The sequence below is a fragment of the Arthrobacter methylotrophus genome (genome assembly GCF_039539965.1).
GTDB lineage: Bacteria > Actinomycetota > Actinomycetes > Actinomycetales > Micrococcaceae > Arthrobacter > Arthrobacter methylotrophus.
Map to the genome: position 1 here is coordinate 49,137 of NZ_BAABED010000001.1, position 15,859 is coordinate 64,995.

Genomic DNA, 15,859 nt, shown 5'->3' on the forward strand with positions numbered 1-15,859 from the left:
TACGGATCAGGCCGTCGCATGGTGTGCGAGGAGGGTGCGGGCTTCCTGGCGGGTGGTGCCGGAGTCCTGGATGCCTTCGGCGATGTGGGCAATGTGCTCTAAGTGCACCGGGATCTCGCGGCCTTTCTTGCGCATCGCGGTGGCCCAGAGGCGGCCGGCGCGGTAGGAGGAGCGGACCAGGGGGCCGGACATGACGCCGAGGAAGCCGATTTCCTCGGCTTCGGTGGCGAGGTCGACGAATTCCTGGGGTTTGACCCAGCGGTCCACGGGCAGGTGCCGTTCGGAGGGGCGCAGGTATTGGGTGATGGTGATCAGGTCGCAGCCCGCGGCGTGCAGGTCTGCCAGGGCTTCGGAGATTTCTTCGCGGGTTTCGCCCATGCCCAGGATCAGGTTGGATTTGGTGACCATGCCGCGGGCCCGGCCCTGGGTGATGACGTCCAGGGAGCGGTCGTAGCGGAACGCGGGGCGGATGCGTTTGAAGATCCGGGGCACGGTTTCGACGTTGTGCGCGAAGACTTCCGGGTTCGAGTCGCAGATCGCGTTGATGTGTTCGGGTTTGCCGGAGAAGTCCGGAATGAGCAGTTCGACGCCGGTGCCGGGGTTCAGTTCGTGGATCTTGCGGACGGTTTCGGCGTAGAGCCAGACGCCTTCGTCGGCGAGGTCGTCGCGGGCCACGCCGGTCACGGTGGCGTAGCGCAGGGCCATGGACTGGACGGAGCGGGCGACCTTGGTGGGTTCGAACATGTCCACCGGTGAGGGTTTGCCGGTGTCGATCTGGCAGAAGTCGCAGCGGCGGGTGCATTCGGAGCCGCCGATCAGGAAGGTCGCTTCCTTGTCTTCCCAGCATTCGAAGATGTTAGGGCAGCCGGCTTCCTCGCAGACGGTGTGCAGGCCTTCCTTTTTCACGAGGTTCTTCAGGCCCACGAATTCCGGGCCCATCTGGACCTTGGCCTTGATCCATTCGGGCTTGCGTTCGACCGGGACGGCTTTATTGCGCTGTTCAACGCGCAGCAGCTTACGGCCTTCAGGTGCCAGGGTCATGAGGAACTCCATAATTCAGGTGGCGCGGACGCACCACGATGATTCGGTCCCTCCCCGCTCTGTCTTGGACCTGAGAGATTCCGCGTCCGCTGCTTTCGCAGCCGCCCGCTTGCACCGTCGGTGAGTCCGGTTGCCCGGCCTGCTTTCCAGAGTTGCCTTGCCGCGGCGGTACGTGGGCCTGAGAGATTCCTGGGGAGGATTTGCTCCTACGGCGCCTGCTGAACGTACCGGCAGGACTCTCCCGCCGCAGATCATAAGCACGTGCCACCCTTCGGTGACACGTCTCACATGGTATCCGGTGCCCGGACGGCACGCAATGAGGGGGACCGAGGGTGACCAGACTGCGTGCTCGCGACTAGCCCGCATCGTGTTGTGACTAGATCTTGCGGTAGCTGAGGTCGAAGATCATGCGTCCGGCCTCGTGGGCCTTGTTTTCGAAGCTGGTGCGGATCCGGCCATCGAAACGCGGAGCCCACCCACCCACGTGATCCACACCCTCATTGGGGCCCGTATGTTCGGTGCTGACCGGTGCGCGGCCTTCCTTGACGGGGGCCCCTCCCACCATGGATTCGACGCCGGATTCCCAGACCTGGGTAAGGGGGCTTTCCGCGCCGGTCCGCTCGCCGTCGTGCAGGTTCTCAAACTCAGTGGAGCCGGCGAGGACTTCGCGGACGTGAACGGCGTAGTTGGACCAGTCGGTGGCGATCCGCCACAGGCCACCCTTTTTGAGGGACCGTGCCGCGAGTTCGGCGAACGCCGGTTGGATGAGGCGGCGTTTGTGGTGCCGCGACTTGTGCCACGGGTCCGGGAAAAAGACCCACAGCTCGCTGACCGAGCCCGCCGGGAGCATGGTGGCCAGGACCTCCGGGGCGTTGGCTTCGACCACCCTCACGTTGCTGAGGCCACGGCTGTTGATCTTGATCATGGTGTTGGCTAGTCCGGGCGTGTAGACCTCCACGGCGAGGAAATCCTTGTCCGGGTTTTCCTCTGCTGCATGGCACACGGCGTCGCCAAGTCCCGAGCCGATTTCGACGATCAGCGGCGCCTCGCGCCCGAACTCCGCTTCGGCGTCGAACACGTAATCCGGGTGCACCGAGGTGTTGGCGACATGCCGTGGAACCTGGACGGCCCAGCGGTCCGAGTGCTCTTCCCACGCGGCCTGGCGGCGGCCCTGAAGGCGCGTCCCGCGGCGCACAAAACTGACCGGCCGGCCGCCATAGGTGCCGAAGGAGGCTTGGGTGCCAGGGGTCACAGGGCGCGAGGACTGCGGTGTTTCGTGGGAAGTTTCGGGGGAATCTGGGGTTTCACTCATCCACTCCAGAATACCGTCGCCGGGAGAAGGGCCGGCGGGCGGAACCTGCGTATGTGGACAAACTGCCAGAATGGGGTAGTGACCCCTGCTTCAAGCGCCCCCAAGAACACCAGCCAGCACTTCGGCGTCGCCGAGATCCTCGTCGACGCCGAGATTGACGATCTTCCCGCCGCGGAGCCCACCCGGGTCACGGCGCGCCGCGGACCGGTCCTCCTGGGCATCTGCCTCGTGCTCATCGGGTTGAACTTGCGGACGGTGTTTTCGAGCTTCTCGGCGGTCCTTCCGGAAGTCACTGCCGACGCCGGACTGCCGGGCTGGGCCGTGGTGGTCCTCACTACCGTACCGGTGACTTTGTTGGGGGTCTTCGCGCCGTTGGCTCCAATCCTGGCCCGTCGTTTCGGTGCCGAGAGGGTCTTGCTCGGTGCGATGGCCGTGCTGACCGGCGGGCTGCTCCTGCGTCCAGTGGACCTCGCCGGACTCGGGCATTTGCCGGCTCTGCTCGCGGGAACGGCCGCGTGCGGTGCTGCGATTTCCTTGTGCAACGTGTTGCTCCCCGGGGTGGTCAAACGCGATTTCCCGCACCGGCTGGGGCTCATGGGCGGCCTGTATACGACGGCGATCTGCGCTTCCGCCGCATTGGGCGCCGGTTTCACCTACCCCGTCTTCACGGCAGCCGGGCACTGGACCTCGGCGCTGTGGTTCTGGGCGCTGCCCGCCGTCGTCGTGCTTTTGCTTTTCCTGCCGCTGGCAATTCGCCAGCATCCCGTCCGGCACAACGCGGCCGACGGCGGTGCGAACGTCTGGCGTTCCGCCGTCGCCTGGCAGGTCACCGTCTTCATGGTGTTGCAGTCGATGATGTCCTTCAGCGTGTTTGCCTGGTTGGCGCCGATTCTGCGCGAACGCGGGATCGACGGCGGAACGGCCGGCCTGATTGTGTCCGTGTCGATCGTGCTGCAGATGCTGGGATCATTCATTGCCCCGGGGCTCGCGGCCCGGTTCAAGGATCAACGCGTCATCAACACTGTCGTGGCACTCATGACCGGTGGCGGCTTCGCCCTGAGCATCTTCGGCCCGACGCAACTGATCTGGGTGTGGACCGGTCTGTTGGGTCTGGGGCAGGGGAGTCTCACGGCCGCGGCGCTGACCATGATCATGCTGCGCACCCGCGATTCCCACACCGCGGCGCACCTTTCCGGGATGATGCAGGGCGTCGGTTACGGGCTGGGCTCCACTGGAACGCTGATGGTCGGCCAGTTGCACCAAGCGACGGGTGGCTTCGCCGCGGCCGGCATCCTGTTCCTCGTGGTGGGATCCTTGGCGGCCTTCTTCGGCTTCCGCGCCGGGCGGAACCGCTACGTCGGCTAGCCCAACTAGCTCGCAGTTGTTGTCGTTCTCCGGGCTCTAAACGACGTTAACTGCGAGTTAGTTGGGCCCGGGTCCGGGGAGTTAGTGGGTGAGGTCCTTGCCTTTGGTTTCCGGGATCATGAAGGCGAACGCGATTCCGATCGCCAGCAGGATCACGGCGTAGACGTTGAACATGTTCGCCTGGCCGATGCTGCCGAGCCATGTCTGCAGGTACGGAGCAGTCCCGCCGAAGACCGCTACGCAGATCGAGTACGGGACGCCGACACCCACGGTGCGGATCTTGGTCGGGAACAGCTCGGCGTACACGGCCGGGACAATCGCGGCGCTGCCGGCGATGAAGAACAACATTACGGACATCGATACGGCCAGCTGCCAGGGGGAGTCCTTCAGGAGCCACGTCATCGGGAAGTGCAGCAACGCCGCACCTGCGGAGCTAACGATCAGGACTGGCTTGCGGCCGATACGGTCGGACAGCTTGCCCCAGAACGGCAGCGAAGCGATGAACGCAATATTGCCGATGACGCCCGCCCACAGGGCTGCTCCGCGGTCCATCTTGAGGGTGGATGCCGCATAGCTCGGCGCCACGACGCCCCAGATGTAGTAGACAACGGTGAGGCCGACGGTCAGGCCGATCACTTGCAGGGCCTGCTTGCGGTACTTGACGATCTGCGGCCACATGGGCTCGCGCTTTTCCTTCGGCGCCTCGGCTTCGAATGCCTCGGTTTCCTTCATCTTGGCCCGCATGACCAAGGCGTAGATACCCAAGGCGCCGCCCACCAAGAACGGAACGCGCCAGCCCCAGGCGTTCATGTCGGCCTTGCTCAGCACTCCGGTGAGGATGGCGCCGAGCAGGGTTCCGGCGAGGATGCCGGCGGTGCCGGAAGTGTAGATGAGGGTGGCCCAGAAGCCGCGCTTTTCCTTGGGCGCCATTTCGGAGAGGTACGTTTGCGACGACGGCAGCTCGCCACCGTGGGCGAGGCCCTGGATGAGGCGGGCCACGAGGAGCATGACGGAAGCGAAGGCGCCGACGGCTTGGAAGGTGGGCGCGATGCCGATCAGCAGGCTGCCGACAGCTGCGAGGCCGACGGCGAAGGTCATGGACGTCTTGCGGCCGATCCTGTCGCCGATCCAGCCGAAGACAAAGCCGCCGAACGGCCGGGCGACGAATCCGACGGCGAAGATCGCCAGGGTGGAGAGGACCGCGGAGGTGGGGTCGGCGCTGCTGAAGAGGGCGCTGGCAATGAAGGGCGAGAACGTGGCGTAGATAGCCCAGTCGTACCATTCGACGGCGTTGCCGATGCCGGTGCCGATGAGTGTCCGCAGATGGGACTTGTGAATCTGAACGGTGGCTGAAGCGCCTACGGTAGCGGTCATGTCTTGCTCCAAGGTATGGGGTGGTGGTTAGTTGCCGGCGGCGAGCGTGGCGATGCGGGAGAGAGCGAGCTCGGCGTAGAGTGCCGCGCCGTCGGCCAGGACGCCGTCGTCGAAGGTGGCGTAGGGGGAGTGATTGAACGGTGAGGTGGCGTGGTCCACACCTCGTGGCACTGCGCTGAGGCCCACGAAGGTTCCGGGTACTTCGGCCAGGACGCGGGAGAAGTCTTCCGAGCCGCTGAGAGGCGTGGCCCAGCGGGAGAGCCTGGAATCGCCGACCATGCCCGAGATGACGTTCTCGGCCGTGTGCGTCTCGTCCTCGTCGGTAACAGTCATCGGGTATTCGGCGCGGTAATCGACGTCCACCTCGAGTCCGTGGGCTGCGGCGATGCCCTTGAGGAGCTGCGGAATCGAGGTCATCATCCGGTCGCGGGAGGCTTCGGAGAAGGTACGGATGGTTGCTTCGAAACGGGCAGATTCGGGAATGACATTCCGCTTGGTGCCGGCTTGCAGCACACCAACGGTCAGGACTACGGGATCGAACATGTTGAACTGCCGCGTGATCATGACCTGCAGTGCCGTGACCATTTCGGCGGCCGCCGTGACGGGGTCCTTGGCCGCATGCGGTGCCGAACCGTGGCCGCCGGCCCCCAGGATCGTCACGAAGAGACCATCCGAGGCGCTCATCATCACGCCCGGCTTGGTGCAGAACTGGCCATACGGTTCCAAGGACGAGAAGACGTGCATGCCATATGCGGCGTTCACGCGCCGGCCCGCGGCGTCCAGGACACCTTCGCGGATCATGTGGCCCGCGCCGTCGAAGCCTTCTTCGCCCGGCTGGAACATGAGGACGACGTCGCCGGCTAGCTGGTGGCGACGTTCGGCCAGGAGGGTTGCGGCTCCGGCGAGCATGGCGGTGTGGAGGTCGTGGCCGCAGGCGTGCATCGCGCCGTCGATCTTCGAGGAGAACCCGACGCCGGTGCGCTCCTGGACCGGGAGCCCGTCCATGTCGGCGCGCAGCAGCACCACGGGCTTGTCCGCCGAGGCGTAAGGGGCGCCCCCGCGCAAGACTGCGGTAACCGACGTCGTGCTCTCACCGAGGGTGATGTCGTAGGGAAGTCCGTCGAGCGCCTTGAGTACCTTTTCCTGGGTGCGTGGGAGGTCCAAGCCGATTTCCGGTTCCTGGTGAAGCTCGTGACGGAACCGGGCGATTTCTCCCTGCATCTCTTGGGCGTCTGCGGCGATCGACATCTGTTCTCCTGTTTCCTGAACGATTGGTAAGTATCCATAGCCATTGTGGAGTGATTCGACTCACAATCTTCCAAAGCCATGGAAAAATTCAGAAGCATGCCAGAATTAACAGGATCCACGCATCACCTAGGAGAGGATCGCTGATGGAACTCAGTGAAGAGGACCTCCGCCTGATCAATGCCCTCCAGATCTCGCCACGGATCAGTTGGTCCGATGCCGCCGACGTCCTGAACGTCCATGCCACCACCTTGGCCGCGCGTTGGGACCGTCTTCGCGAGTCCGGAGCCGCATGGACAACCGCCCACCTCATGGGCCATCCCAAGAACGCATGCCTGGCCCTCCTGGACGTCGACTGCGAAATGCACCTCAGGCCCGAAGTCACGGCTGCCCTCGCGGCAATTCCCGAGATCATCACGGTCGAGGAGGCCGCCAGCAACCGGGACCTGATGCTCACGGTCATCACCCGGGACCTCGGCGAGTTCAGCAGCCGGCTCTTGCCGCAACTGAAGGAAATCCGGGGCCTCACCAAGTACCGGACCTCGCTCTGCACCCGGATCCACACGAGCGGCTACGCATGGCGGCTCAACGTGCTGAGCCGGGCCGAGCAGCAAGCGCTGCGCGCCCTCGCCGGGCCGGAAACGGCCAATCCGTACGCCCCCGAGCAGATCGTCATCCCGCCGCCGGAGAGCCACCTGGCACTCCTTCCCTTCCTCGCCCGGGATGGAAGAGCCTCTGCCGCGGAGATCGCCCGCGCCCTGGGGCGACACCCTGCCACCGTGCAGCGGCAGCTCGGCCGGGTGCTCGCGAGCCGAATGCTGTCCTTCCGGTGCGAAATTGCCCAGCAATTCTCCGGGTACCCCATCACGTGCCAATGGTTCGCGAATGTTCCGGCCGGCCAACACAGCTTTGCAGCGGCCGAACTGCGGACCATCAGGAACATCAGGTTCACGGCCTCCACCACCGGGAGCACCAACTTTGTGATCATCATGTGGCTGCGTTCGCTGGCCGAGGTCATGGAAATGGAACTCGCCATCCAACAGCGCATCCCTAGGATTGAACTGGTTGAAAGCGTCGTCATGTTAAGCACGGCCAAGCGGGTCGGCTGGATGCTGAACCCGGACTCGACGGCGACTGGCGCCGTCGTGCCGACGGCTGCGGGTGAGTTGCTCCCCGTAATCTAGGGCGGACGACGGCGGGCCCACGGCTTGGGGGAGCGACCCACGGATTTGCTCACGCGGCCGGATCCTTCCACGGCTCGTCAGACGGGAAACCGCAGGCCTAGACTGTGGCTCTGAGGACGTCTCCGAGATGGGTGCCATGGCGCGATTGAGTTTTCTTGACAGATTCAGGCCAGTCGGTGCTCCGGGGCCCGCTGGCCCCGCCGGCGTGCCGTCCGCTGATGCCCAGGGGCCGGCCGCGGAACTGGGAGCCGTATTCGCCGCATTGGCCGGCGACGTCGCATCGTGCGCGGCACTTGTTGAGGAAGCACGCAAGAGTGCGGAACAGGACGTGCTCCGGGCCCGCCGGCAAGCGGCTGCGCTTTTGTCCCAGGCGCGGCTCGAGGCCGGTGCCGAGCGAGCCAACGCCGCCGCGCGGGCCGGACGGTCAGCATCGGAGAGGGACGCACAGCTTCTGGAACAGGCTCGACATGAGGCCGCGGCCGTGGAAGAGACCGGCCTGGCACTCATTCCAGGCGTCGTTACCGAGGTCATGGACAGCCTGTTGGCTCCGCAAGGCGCTGGACACGAATGAAGGCCGACTGGGTGGCTGCGTCTGTGCGTTCCCGAGCCATGGCGGAGCGCCGCGTTGGTGCCGGCAGCAGCCGGGAAATGGCTGCCCAACCGACCTTGGACCATGCCTTGGCATTGCTTCAGGAGTCAAGCTACGCGGAACGGCTCAGGGGAAATCCAGGACTTCTGGCAGCTGAGCGTGCCATCCACGAGTCGGTCCTCTGGCAACTGCGGGTCCTCGCCGGATGGCTTCCGGCGTCGGGCACCTCGCTTGCGCGAGCAGCCGCGGGAATTTTTGAAATTGAAAACGTCATGGCTTTGGCCCGCCGGCTTGCTGGCGGGGCAGAGGCACCCGAGCCCTATCACTTGGGAGCCCTTGCGACCGCTTGGCCCCGCCTGCAGTCGGCCGGATCCAGCGAAGAATTGGCCGCGGCCTTGCACGCATCAGCCTGGGGGGACGTCGGTGTTGCGCGTCCAGGCGACCTTAAGGATGCTTTGACCGTTGTGTGGGCACGGCGATTGGCCGCTGTGGCGCCCGCCGCACGGCCGTGGTGTGGAGCGGCATGCGTCCTGGTGGCAGCCAGGATCCTGACTGTCGACGGTGCGACGACGCCGGCCCCCGTCCTTCGCTTATTGGGGCCGGTCATCGGCCGGTCGTGGCAAGACGCCAAGGGGCTCGCCGAGTTCTCGTCGGCGCTCCCGCCGGGACTGCGGAACGTGGTCGTTGGTATTGAGTCACCGACAGATTTGTGGCGCGCCGAGGCCCGGGCGCGTGTCGTGGTGGAGCGGGACGCTTTCCAGTTGCTTCGTCGTCCGATGCCCGGACCCGACGTCGTGCTAGGCGCCATCGCGGTGCTGTTCACCGATGCGTGGCGGATCCGTGCCGCGCTGACTGCCGCAGCGGCGGGCGCCGGATCGAGCGAGGTGCTCGATGAGGCGGCGTGAGTCGGCGGCCCCTGTTCGGATGGCGCGGGTAGCGTTGCTGGCACCGGAGCGGAATCGGCGACGTGTGCTCGTCGAACTCGCCCGCCTGGGCATGGTCGAGTTGGACCTCCCGTACGTGCCGGGCAACGGCGCTGAGGAACTGGACAAGGCATCGGCCGCTGCCATCGTCTCCGGGCCGCTGGCGGGTCTCGTGGGCTGGGTGCCCCGGCGAGACATTCCGGACCTCTCGGCAGCCCTGGATCCGCTAGGGGCTGCGGTAGTTCCGTTGCCCCAGCCACAGTGGATCCAACCGCCCACAATGCTCGGTGGTCAGGGCCAAGCCCGCGCTTCCCGGACACTGGTGGACACCTACGGGACCGTTCCGTATGCCGACGTGGATCCTTCGCGCCTTGCAGGTATTGCCTACGTCCTGATGTTCGGGATGATGTTCGGCGATGTGGGACACGGAGCGATTCTCTTGGCCGCCGGTCTCCTGTTACGTGGTGGCCGCATCAAGAAGCTGGCCAAACTGCAAAGGGCGTGGCTTTTCGTGAGTGGAGCAGGTCTGGCCGCCATGCTCTTCGGAGCGCTCTATGGGGAGGCGTTCGGCCCCACCGGCCTGGTGCCGGTCCTGTGGTTGGAACCGCTTTCGAATCCGGTTCCGCTCCTGGTGGCCGGATTGGGGGTCGGAGCGTTCCTGCTTGCCGGCGCCTATGCCATCGGCACCATCAACCGCGTCCGGGAAGGCGGATGGGGATTTGCCCTGTACGCCCGCTCCGGCGTCGCGGGATCCCTGCTGTTCCTTGCAATCGGGCTGCTCGTTTGGGGCCTCGGCACGGGTACAGGGCTGCTGACCGCGGCGGCGGTCCTCCTCGCGTTCGGCTCGCTGGTCATTATCTTCATCGGCCTCTTTGTTGAGGCCGGAGGAGGTGCCGCCGCGATCTTCCAGGCCGTCGTCGAACTTGTTGATACGGTCATCCGCCTGGGCTCGAATCTTGTTTCTTTCGCCCGTCTTGCCGCTTTCGGATTGACCCACGCCGCGCTGCTGATGGTGGTCTGGAACGGCACGACGGCGTTATGGGCGCCGGATTGGCGCGCTGCTGCGGCGGTCCTCCTGTTCCTCGTGGGCAATGTGGTGACCTTCGCGCTTGAAGCGCTCGTAGCCGGAATCCAGGCTTTGCGCCTCGAATACTACGAACTGTTTTCACGAATTTTCCAGTCCGAGGGCCGCCGGTTCAGGCCATGGTCACCGGAACTGGCGCCCACGCCGACAGATGCGGCCACCGCTCTCCCAGTCATCCCCCTTGGCACCCCGGCTGAAAGGCAACTACCGTGAACCTCTGGTTCGGCACCGTTCCTGTTTTCCTCATCGCTGCAACGGGGGCCATCCTGCTCCTCAGGCGCTGGCGAAAGCCCGCGTTCAAAATCCTGGCGGCCCTCAACATCGCGGTGATGGCCGGATCGTTGGCGCTGCTGGCAGGGGCGCTGACCGCAGCACCGGCAGCCGCCTCCGGGGAGTGGCTCCAGCGCTTGCCGCGGCAGCCACCGATTCGCCACCCGGGGCCGGCGGCTCCGCGCTGATCGCAGCGGCCATCGCCGTCGCCGGTTCCTCGATTGGGGCCGCATTCGCCGTTGCCTATACCGGATCTGCCGCCCTCGCGGCGATGAGTGAACGTCCGGAAATCTTCGGCCGGGCGATGGTTGTGGTCGGGCTGGCGGAAGGGATCGCGATCTATGGCCTCATCATCGCCATCATCCTCATCGGCAAGGCCTGAGCAGGTGGTTGGAACGATGTCCCACACCATTGCCGCGATCGGTGAACAGGCTCTGCTGGACGGATTCCTGCTTGCGGGGGTCAGCGTCTTCGCAGGCTCCACCGATGAAGAAATCCTCCATGCGTGGAGGGCGCTCCCCGAGGGAACTGCGGTGGTGGTGCTCACGCCCGCCGCTGCGCGCTCACTGGACCAATTCCTGGCTGATCCCCGCTCGCCCATGAGCGTGGTGCTTCCCTCGTGACCGGGTTGGGCCCGGAATCCGAAAGCGCCCTGCAACCAGTGCGGAAGGCGCTGCGCGCTGCGGCCGAGGAACTGGCCTCCGGGATCCGCGGCGATGCTGCCAGGGAGGCCGCAGGCCTGTTGGATGCCGCGCGCGCCGAAGCTGCAGGCATCCTCGCAGGGGCGGCCAAAGAGGGCGAGTCTGCGGCTCGCTTGGAGGCGGCAATGCGTTCAGCGCGGGTGCGCCGCCAGGCGCACGAACTTGTCTTGGCACAGCGGAATTCCCTCCGTGTGGAACTCCATCGCCGGGTACGGGAAGCTGCGGCGGGACTCACCTCCGATTCCCGGTACGCGGGGATGATGATCCGGCTCACGTCGCAATGCAAGGAGCTACTCGGCCCGGATGCGAGCGTATCCGAGAGCCCTGAAGGCGGTGTCATCGCCCATGCAGGCTCACGCCGTCTGGACCTTTCCCTTCCGGTGCTGGCCGAGATGGCCCTGGACTCCATGCCCGGGGCGCGTGAGCTGTGGAACCGGTAGCGGCACGGAAGGACGGCACCGTGGTGCACGTCAGCGGACCCCTCGTCGAGATCGAGGGAGTTGATGGGTTGTCCATGCTTGAGCTGATCGCCGTCGGCCCTCGCCGCATCAGCGCCGAAACGGTGGCCATAACCGGGACCCGGGCAACCCTGCAGGCCTATGAATACACCGGCGGCCTGAAAGCCGGCGACGTTGCTGCCCCTACCGGTGGCGAACTTTCCGGACTGATGGGGCCTGGTTTGCTCGGGCAGGTGTTCGACGGGCTCATGCGGCCGCTTTCCTCGGCACCGATGTGGCTGACGCCCGAACGGTCGGGATCCGCGGAAGACCCGACGTCGTTGGCCCGCGAGTGGACCTTCCAACCGGAGGCGGTGCCCGGGACGAGTGTCTCCTCCGGCGATGTCTTGGGCACTGTGCCGGATTCGGGATCGGTGGTACACCGGGTTCTGGTGCCGGCGGGCGTATCGGGCAAGCTCGGCTGGCTGGCTCCAAAGAGCAGGGTTCACCTGTTCGACACCGTAGCTGTGGTCGGAGACCACGAGGTGACCCTTGCCGAACGCTGTCCGGTGCGCCGCCCGCGGCCGTTCAGGACCAGGCACACAAGCACGGAGCCCCTGCATACGGGCCAGAGAGTCCTTGACCTGATGTTTCCGGTGGCGCGGGGAACGGCTGCGGCGGTTCCGGGCGGATTCGGGACCGGCAAGACCATGATGCTGCAGCAGATAGCGAAGTGGAGCGACGCCGACGTCATTGTCTATGTGGGCTGCGGGGAGCGCGGCAACGAAATGGCTGATGTCCTGGACGGACTCTCGCAGCTTGAGGACGGACGCACGGGGGGAAAGCTGATTGACCGTACCGTCATTATCGCCAATACCTCGAATATGCCCATGATGGCGCGTGAGGCAAGCATCTTCAGCGGGATCACGGTTGCCGAGTATTACCGGGACATGGGTTATGACGTCGTCGTGATCGCGGATTCGACCTCCCGCTGGGCAGAGGCCTTGCGCGAATTCGCCAACCGGAACGGTGACCTACCCGCCGAGGAGGGTTACCCGGCGAATCTCGCCTCGGAACTGGCCTCCTTCTACGAGCGGGCCGGCACTGTAACGACGCTCGGCGGGAAGACAGCCTCCGTCACGGTGATCGGGGCCGTTTCCCCGCCCGGGGGCGACATGACGGAGCCGGTCACTACGGACTCCCAGCGGTTTGTTCGGTCCTTGTGGATGTTGGACCGGGATCTGGCCTACTCAAGGCACTATCCCGCAGTGAGCTGGACAAGCTCCTTCGCCCGCGACGCGGAAGCCCTCGGCACTTGGCATGAGGCCAACGGGCAGTCCGGTTGGGCGGCCCGTCGGGCCCGCGCAGCCACCCTGCTGGCCCAGGCGGACCAGCTCGCCGAATTGGCGGAGATCATCGGGACCTCCTCGCTGCCAGGCCACGAACGGATGGTGCTGCTAGGTGGTCGCCTGTTACGTGACGGAGTGCTGATGCAAAACGCGCTTAGCGCCAATGACGGATTCTGTTCCCCGGAAAAAGGCGCCGCATTGCTCGACCTCGTGCTCGACGTCGTCGACGCTTGCCAGAGGCTTGTGGAACGGGGGGTTGCAGCCACCACCATCGAGCGAGCCGATCTCGGACTGGTTCTTCGGGCACGTGAAGAAACGGGGCCCGCGGACGCGGCGGCTGTCAAAGCCCGCAGCAGTGAGATGCTCAAGGCATTGGAGGCTTTGCAATGATCCATTCACAAGCCGCGGAGCCCCGCGAAGCCGGCCCGTTGCCGCTACCCCCGGCCTTCGCCGCGCAGATCTCCCACGGCGATGTTCGGGAGCTCCGTGGACCACTGCTCATCGCCGGCGGGATAGAAGGAGTCGGCTGGGATGAATTCGCCACGATCGATATGGACGGCGGTGAGCGCCGGCACGGCCTGGTCCTCGAAGTGGACCAGGACCTCGCCACTTTGCAGGTACTTGAAAGCACCGACGGCATGTCGCTGGGCGGCATCAGGATCCGTTTCGAGGGACGTCCCTTGCACATCGAAGTGGGAACCGAATGGCTGGGACGTGTCTGCAACGGACGCGGTGAACCGCTCGACGGCGGGCCCCCCGTTTCGGGGACGGCAACGCTTCCTGTCAGTGGTTGGCCGCTGAACCCCGTCTACCGGGAACCCCCGCAAGAACCTGTGTTGACCGGCATTTCCGTGATCGATGGATTGACCACCTTGGTCAGGGGACAAAAACTCCCCATCTTCTCCGTGCCCGGTCTTGCGCACTTGACGCTGGCTACCCAGATTGCAGCCCAAGCGACCTCGAGCGGTCAGTCCTTCCGAGTGGTGTTCGCCGCGATGGGCCTGACCCACGCTGATATCGCATACGTCAGGGACCGCCTTGAAGGACGATCTGCCGAGGGAGAATTGGTGCTCCTCCTCAATGCGGCCGACGATCCGGTCATTGAACGGATACTCACACCCCGGATCGCCCTCACCATTGCCGAACACCTTGCATATACCGAGGGCCACGACGTTCTCGTGATCATGTCAGACATGACCAGTTATGCCGAGGCGGTCCGTGAGGTTTCTGCTGCGCGACGGGAAATTCCGGCGCGAAGGGCCTACCCCGGTTACTTGTACAGCGACCTTGCCACCCTTTATGAGCGCTGTGGGCGGGTCAAGGGTCACGATGGCTCCGTCACGATCATCCCAGTGCTGACGATGCCGGGCGGCGACATGACCCACCCGGTTCCGGACCTGACCGGCTACATCACCGAGGGACAAATTGTCCTTGCCCCCGAAATAGCATCCCGTGGCATCTACCCGCCAGTCGACGTCCTGTCCTCCCTGTCGCGGCTGATGCGCAGCGGTGCTGGTAAAGACCGGACGCGCGAAGACCACCTCGACGTTGCCGCCCAGGTTCTCGCCGCCATGGCGCGGGCGCGGCAAGCCACCGAATTGGCCGAGCTGGTCGGCGCGGCGGCGCTGAGTGAAACCGACCGCAGTTACATCGAGTTCCAGACTCTGGTGGAAAACGGCCTCTTCAACCAGGGCCGCGACGAAATCCGTACCTTGGACGATACATTGGCACGGGCCTGGGCTGCGCTGGCTGCGCTACCGGAACAAGAGCTGACAATGGTGTCCACCGATTTCCTGAAGCGCTATCTGCCCCACCGGGATGGCAATCCGTGAGTGGCACGGGACGGGCAGCGAAGGTCCGGATTGAGCGGCGGCTGGTCACAGCCCGCCACGGCGCACGCTTGTTGGACCGGAAACAGCACATTTTGGCGGACGAGCTGGAACGGTTCCAGCTGCGCGAAGAACTGACCCGTTCGGAGTGGGAAGCGCTGGCAAGGGAAGCTGCGCTCTGGCTGCGCCGGGCTGCCGCTTTGGACGGAACCGGGCAGATCGAGGCGGCTGCACCGTCGGAAGCCGCCGAGGTGCAGATGCGGTGGGCCAGCGCCATGGGTGTGCCATACCCCGAAGATCCGGAGTGTCAGCTCCCGGCGGCGCCAAACGCGGGCGGAAGCTCGGCGCTCTCCTACGCCGCGGTCGTTCATCGCAAGGCACTCGAAGCCGGCGTTCGCTTCGCCGCCGTCCAGCGTGCGGAAATGCTGCTGACCGCGGAACTCGCTGCCACCAGAATCCGCCAGCGTGCAGTTGAGAACCGCTGGATTCCGAAACTGGAAAACGAATTGCTGGCCATCCGGCGTCAGCTCGAAGCGCAGGAACTTGAAGAAAGCCTGCGCCTGCGCTGGGCGGCGGACCGGTCGGTGGCGAACCGGGGGCGACCCGTGCCGGATTCCGATGCGGGGAGGGACTCATGAGCGACGTGATCCTGGTGGCTGTGAATGACTCACGGGCAGCCTTCCGGGCCGCCGAAGTGGCGGTTGACTATGCCCGTCGGCTCAATGCGAGCCTGAGGGTCCTGACCGTCCAGGATGCGAGGGCGCTGGAGAGGCATCCCGGCAGCATCGATCCCACCGCCATGGCGAGAAGTTCGGACCTCGCTGCCGACGCGGCCCTCCGGCATGTCGCCGCGCTCGCAACCGCGGCAGGAGTGGAGGTCTCACCCGCCCATCGCTCGGGCCGGGTCGCAGCCGAAATCCTCGCCGAGGCCCGTGACGTCGGGGCGGCCCTGATAGTAGTTGCCCTTGTGGACCGTCCGGGCAGCGCAACACCATATATCGGAAGCCATACCCTGCGGGTTTTGGAGTTTTCGGGCGTCCCCGTGTTGGTGGTGCCGTTGCGTGGAGCATCCTGAGGACGGTCTCGGCCCGCAAGCATGTTCGGGGACCTCCCCCGGGACCGTTGTCGTGGGCGGCGCGCACTGGCTCCGTGGCCC

17 protein-coding genes and 2 riboswitches are annotated in these 15,859 nt (G+C 65.4%); of the genes, 13 read left to right on the forward strand and 4 right to left on the reverse strand.

All coding sequences use genetic code 11. The annotated features are described in order from the left end of the window. Positions 1-6 precede the first annotated feature (6 nt). Together lipA and trmB are read right to left on the reverse strand one after the other, a co-directional pair. Positions 7-1,041 carry a lipoyl synthase gene (gene lipA, locus ABD884_RS00255; RefSeq protein ID WP_345033293.1) on the reverse strand — a complete coding sequence of 345 codons (1,035 nt, stop codon included), beginning with the start codon at positions 1,039-1,041 and terminating at the stop codon, positions 7-9. Positions 1,042-1,090: 49 nt separating this feature from the next. Then, a riboswitch (glycine riboswitch) is annotated at positions 1,091-1,196 on the reverse strand. Between the two features lies 1 nt (position 1,197). Further along, positions 1,198-1,295, reverse strand: a riboswitch (glycine riboswitch). Positions 1,296-1,417: 122 nt separating this feature from the next. After that, positions 1,418-2,353 carry a tRNA (guanosine(46)-N7)-methyltransferase TrmB gene (gene trmB, locus ABD884_RS00260; protein WP_345033296.1) on the reverse strand — a complete coding sequence of 312 codons (936 nt, stop codon included), beginning with the start codon at positions 2,351-2,353 and terminating at the stop codon, positions 1,418-1,420. Positions 2,354-2,431: 78 nt separating this feature from the next. On the opposite strand from trmB, the gene ABD884_RS00265 reads away from it, so the two are divergent. Next, entirely contained in the window at positions 2,432-3,718 is a 1,287-nt protein-coding gene (locus ABD884_RS00265) for an MFS transporter (RefSeq protein ID WP_345033299.1), read from the forward strand. An 81-nt stretch (positions 3,719-3,799) separates the two neighbouring features. On the opposite strand, the gene ABD884_RS00270 is transcribed toward ABD884_RS00265, so the two are convergent. Both ABD884_RS00270 and ABD884_RS00275 read right to left on the reverse strand, forming a co-directional pair. Beyond that, on the reverse strand, positions 3,800-5,092 hold the full coding sequence (locus tag ABD884_RS00270; RefSeq protein ID WP_345033300.1) for an MFS transporter: 1,293 nt from the start codon (positions 5,090-5,092) through the stop codon (positions 3,800-3,802). A 27-nt stretch (positions 5,093-5,119) separates the two neighbouring features. Next, positions 5,120-6,340 (reverse strand): M20 metallopeptidase family protein, encoded by a 1,221-nt coding sequence (locus ABD884_RS00275; RefSeq protein ID WP_345033301.1) that lies wholly within the window; start codon positions 6,338-6,340, stop codon positions 5,120-5,122. Between the two features lie 143 nt (positions 6,341-6,483). Here ABD884_RS00275 and ABD884_RS00280 point away from each other — a divergent pair, with 143 nt between their 5' ends. From ABD884_RS00280 to ABD884_RS00335, 12 genes are all read left to right on the forward strand, one after another. Then, positions 6,484-7,521, forward strand: coding sequence for an Lrp/AsnC family transcriptional regulator (locus tag ABD884_RS00280; protein ID WP_345033302.1), 1,038 nt, complete (start codon positions 6,484-6,486; stop codon positions 7,519-7,521). Positions 7,522-7,726: 205 nt separating this feature from the next. After that, entirely contained in the window at positions 7,727-8,092 is a 366-nt protein-coding gene (locus ABD884_RS00285) for a hypothetical protein (protein ID WP_345033306.1), read from the forward strand. Beyond that, positions 8,089-9,015 carry a hypothetical protein gene (locus ABD884_RS00290; RefSeq protein WP_345033308.1) on the forward strand — a complete coding sequence of 309 codons (927 nt, stop codon included), beginning with the start codon at positions 8,089-8,091 and terminating at the stop codon, positions 9,013-9,015. Before ABD884_RS00285 ends, ABD884_RS00290 begins: the two co-directional genes overlap by 4 nt. Further along, positions 9,002-10,330 (forward strand): V-type ATPase 116kDa subunit family protein, encoded by a 1,329-nt coding sequence (locus ABD884_RS00295; protein ID WP_345033312.1) that lies wholly within the window; start codon positions 9,002-9,004, stop codon positions 10,328-10,330. The genes ABD884_RS00290 and ABD884_RS00295 overlap by 14 nt, the downstream gene beginning before the upstream one ends. Then, positions 10,327-10,575 (forward strand): hypothetical protein, encoded by a 249-nt coding sequence (locus tag ABD884_RS00300; RefSeq protein WP_345033313.1) that lies wholly within the window; start codon positions 10,327-10,329, stop codon positions 10,573-10,575. The genes ABD884_RS00295 and ABD884_RS00300 overlap by 4 nt, the downstream gene beginning before the upstream one ends. Continuing rightward, positions 10,512-10,769 (forward strand): ATP synthase subunit C, encoded by a 258-nt coding sequence (locus ABD884_RS00305; protein ID WP_345033314.1) that lies wholly within the window; start codon positions 10,512-10,514, stop codon positions 10,767-10,769. Before ABD884_RS00300 ends, ABD884_RS00305 begins: the two co-directional genes overlap by 64 nt. A gap of 16 nt (positions 10,770-10,785) precedes the next feature. Then, the gene (locus ABD884_RS00310) at positions 10,786-11,010 is read left to right on the forward strand and encodes a V-type ATP synthase subunit F (RefSeq protein ID WP_345033316.1); all 225 of its coding nucleotides are present in this window, start codon (positions 10,786-10,788) and stop codon (positions 11,008-11,010) included. Further along, positions 11,007-11,528 carry a hypothetical protein gene (locus ABD884_RS00315; protein WP_345033323.1) on the forward strand — a complete coding sequence of 174 codons (522 nt, stop codon included), beginning with the start codon at positions 11,007-11,009 and terminating at the stop codon, positions 11,526-11,528. Before ABD884_RS00310 ends, ABD884_RS00315 begins: the two co-directional genes overlap by 4 nt. Then, entirely contained in the window at positions 11,516-13,264 is a 1,749-nt protein-coding gene (locus tag ABD884_RS00320; protein ID WP_345033330.1) for a V-type ATP synthase subunit A, read from the forward strand. The genes ABD884_RS00315 and ABD884_RS00320 overlap by 13 nt, the downstream gene beginning before the upstream one ends. Further along, positions 13,261-14,706, forward strand: a complete 1,446-nt coding sequence (locus tag ABD884_RS00325; RefSeq protein WP_345033332.1) for a V-type ATP synthase subunit B — start codon at positions 13,261-13,263, stop codon at positions 14,704-14,706. The genes ABD884_RS00320 and ABD884_RS00325 overlap by 4 nt, the downstream gene beginning before the upstream one ends. Further along, on the forward strand, positions 14,703-15,341 hold the full coding sequence (locus ABD884_RS00330; RefSeq protein ID WP_345033334.1) for a V-type ATP synthase subunit D: 639 nt from the start codon (positions 14,703-14,705) through the stop codon (positions 15,339-15,341). The genes ABD884_RS00325 and ABD884_RS00330 overlap by 4 nt, the downstream gene beginning before the upstream one ends. Further along, positions 15,338-15,778, forward strand: a complete 441-nt coding sequence (locus ABD884_RS00335; RefSeq protein ID WP_345033336.1) for a universal stress protein — start codon at positions 15,338-15,340, stop codon at positions 15,776-15,778. Before ABD884_RS00330 ends, ABD884_RS00335 begins: the two co-directional genes overlap by 4 nt. Positions 15,779-15,859: the final 81 nt, after the last annotated feature.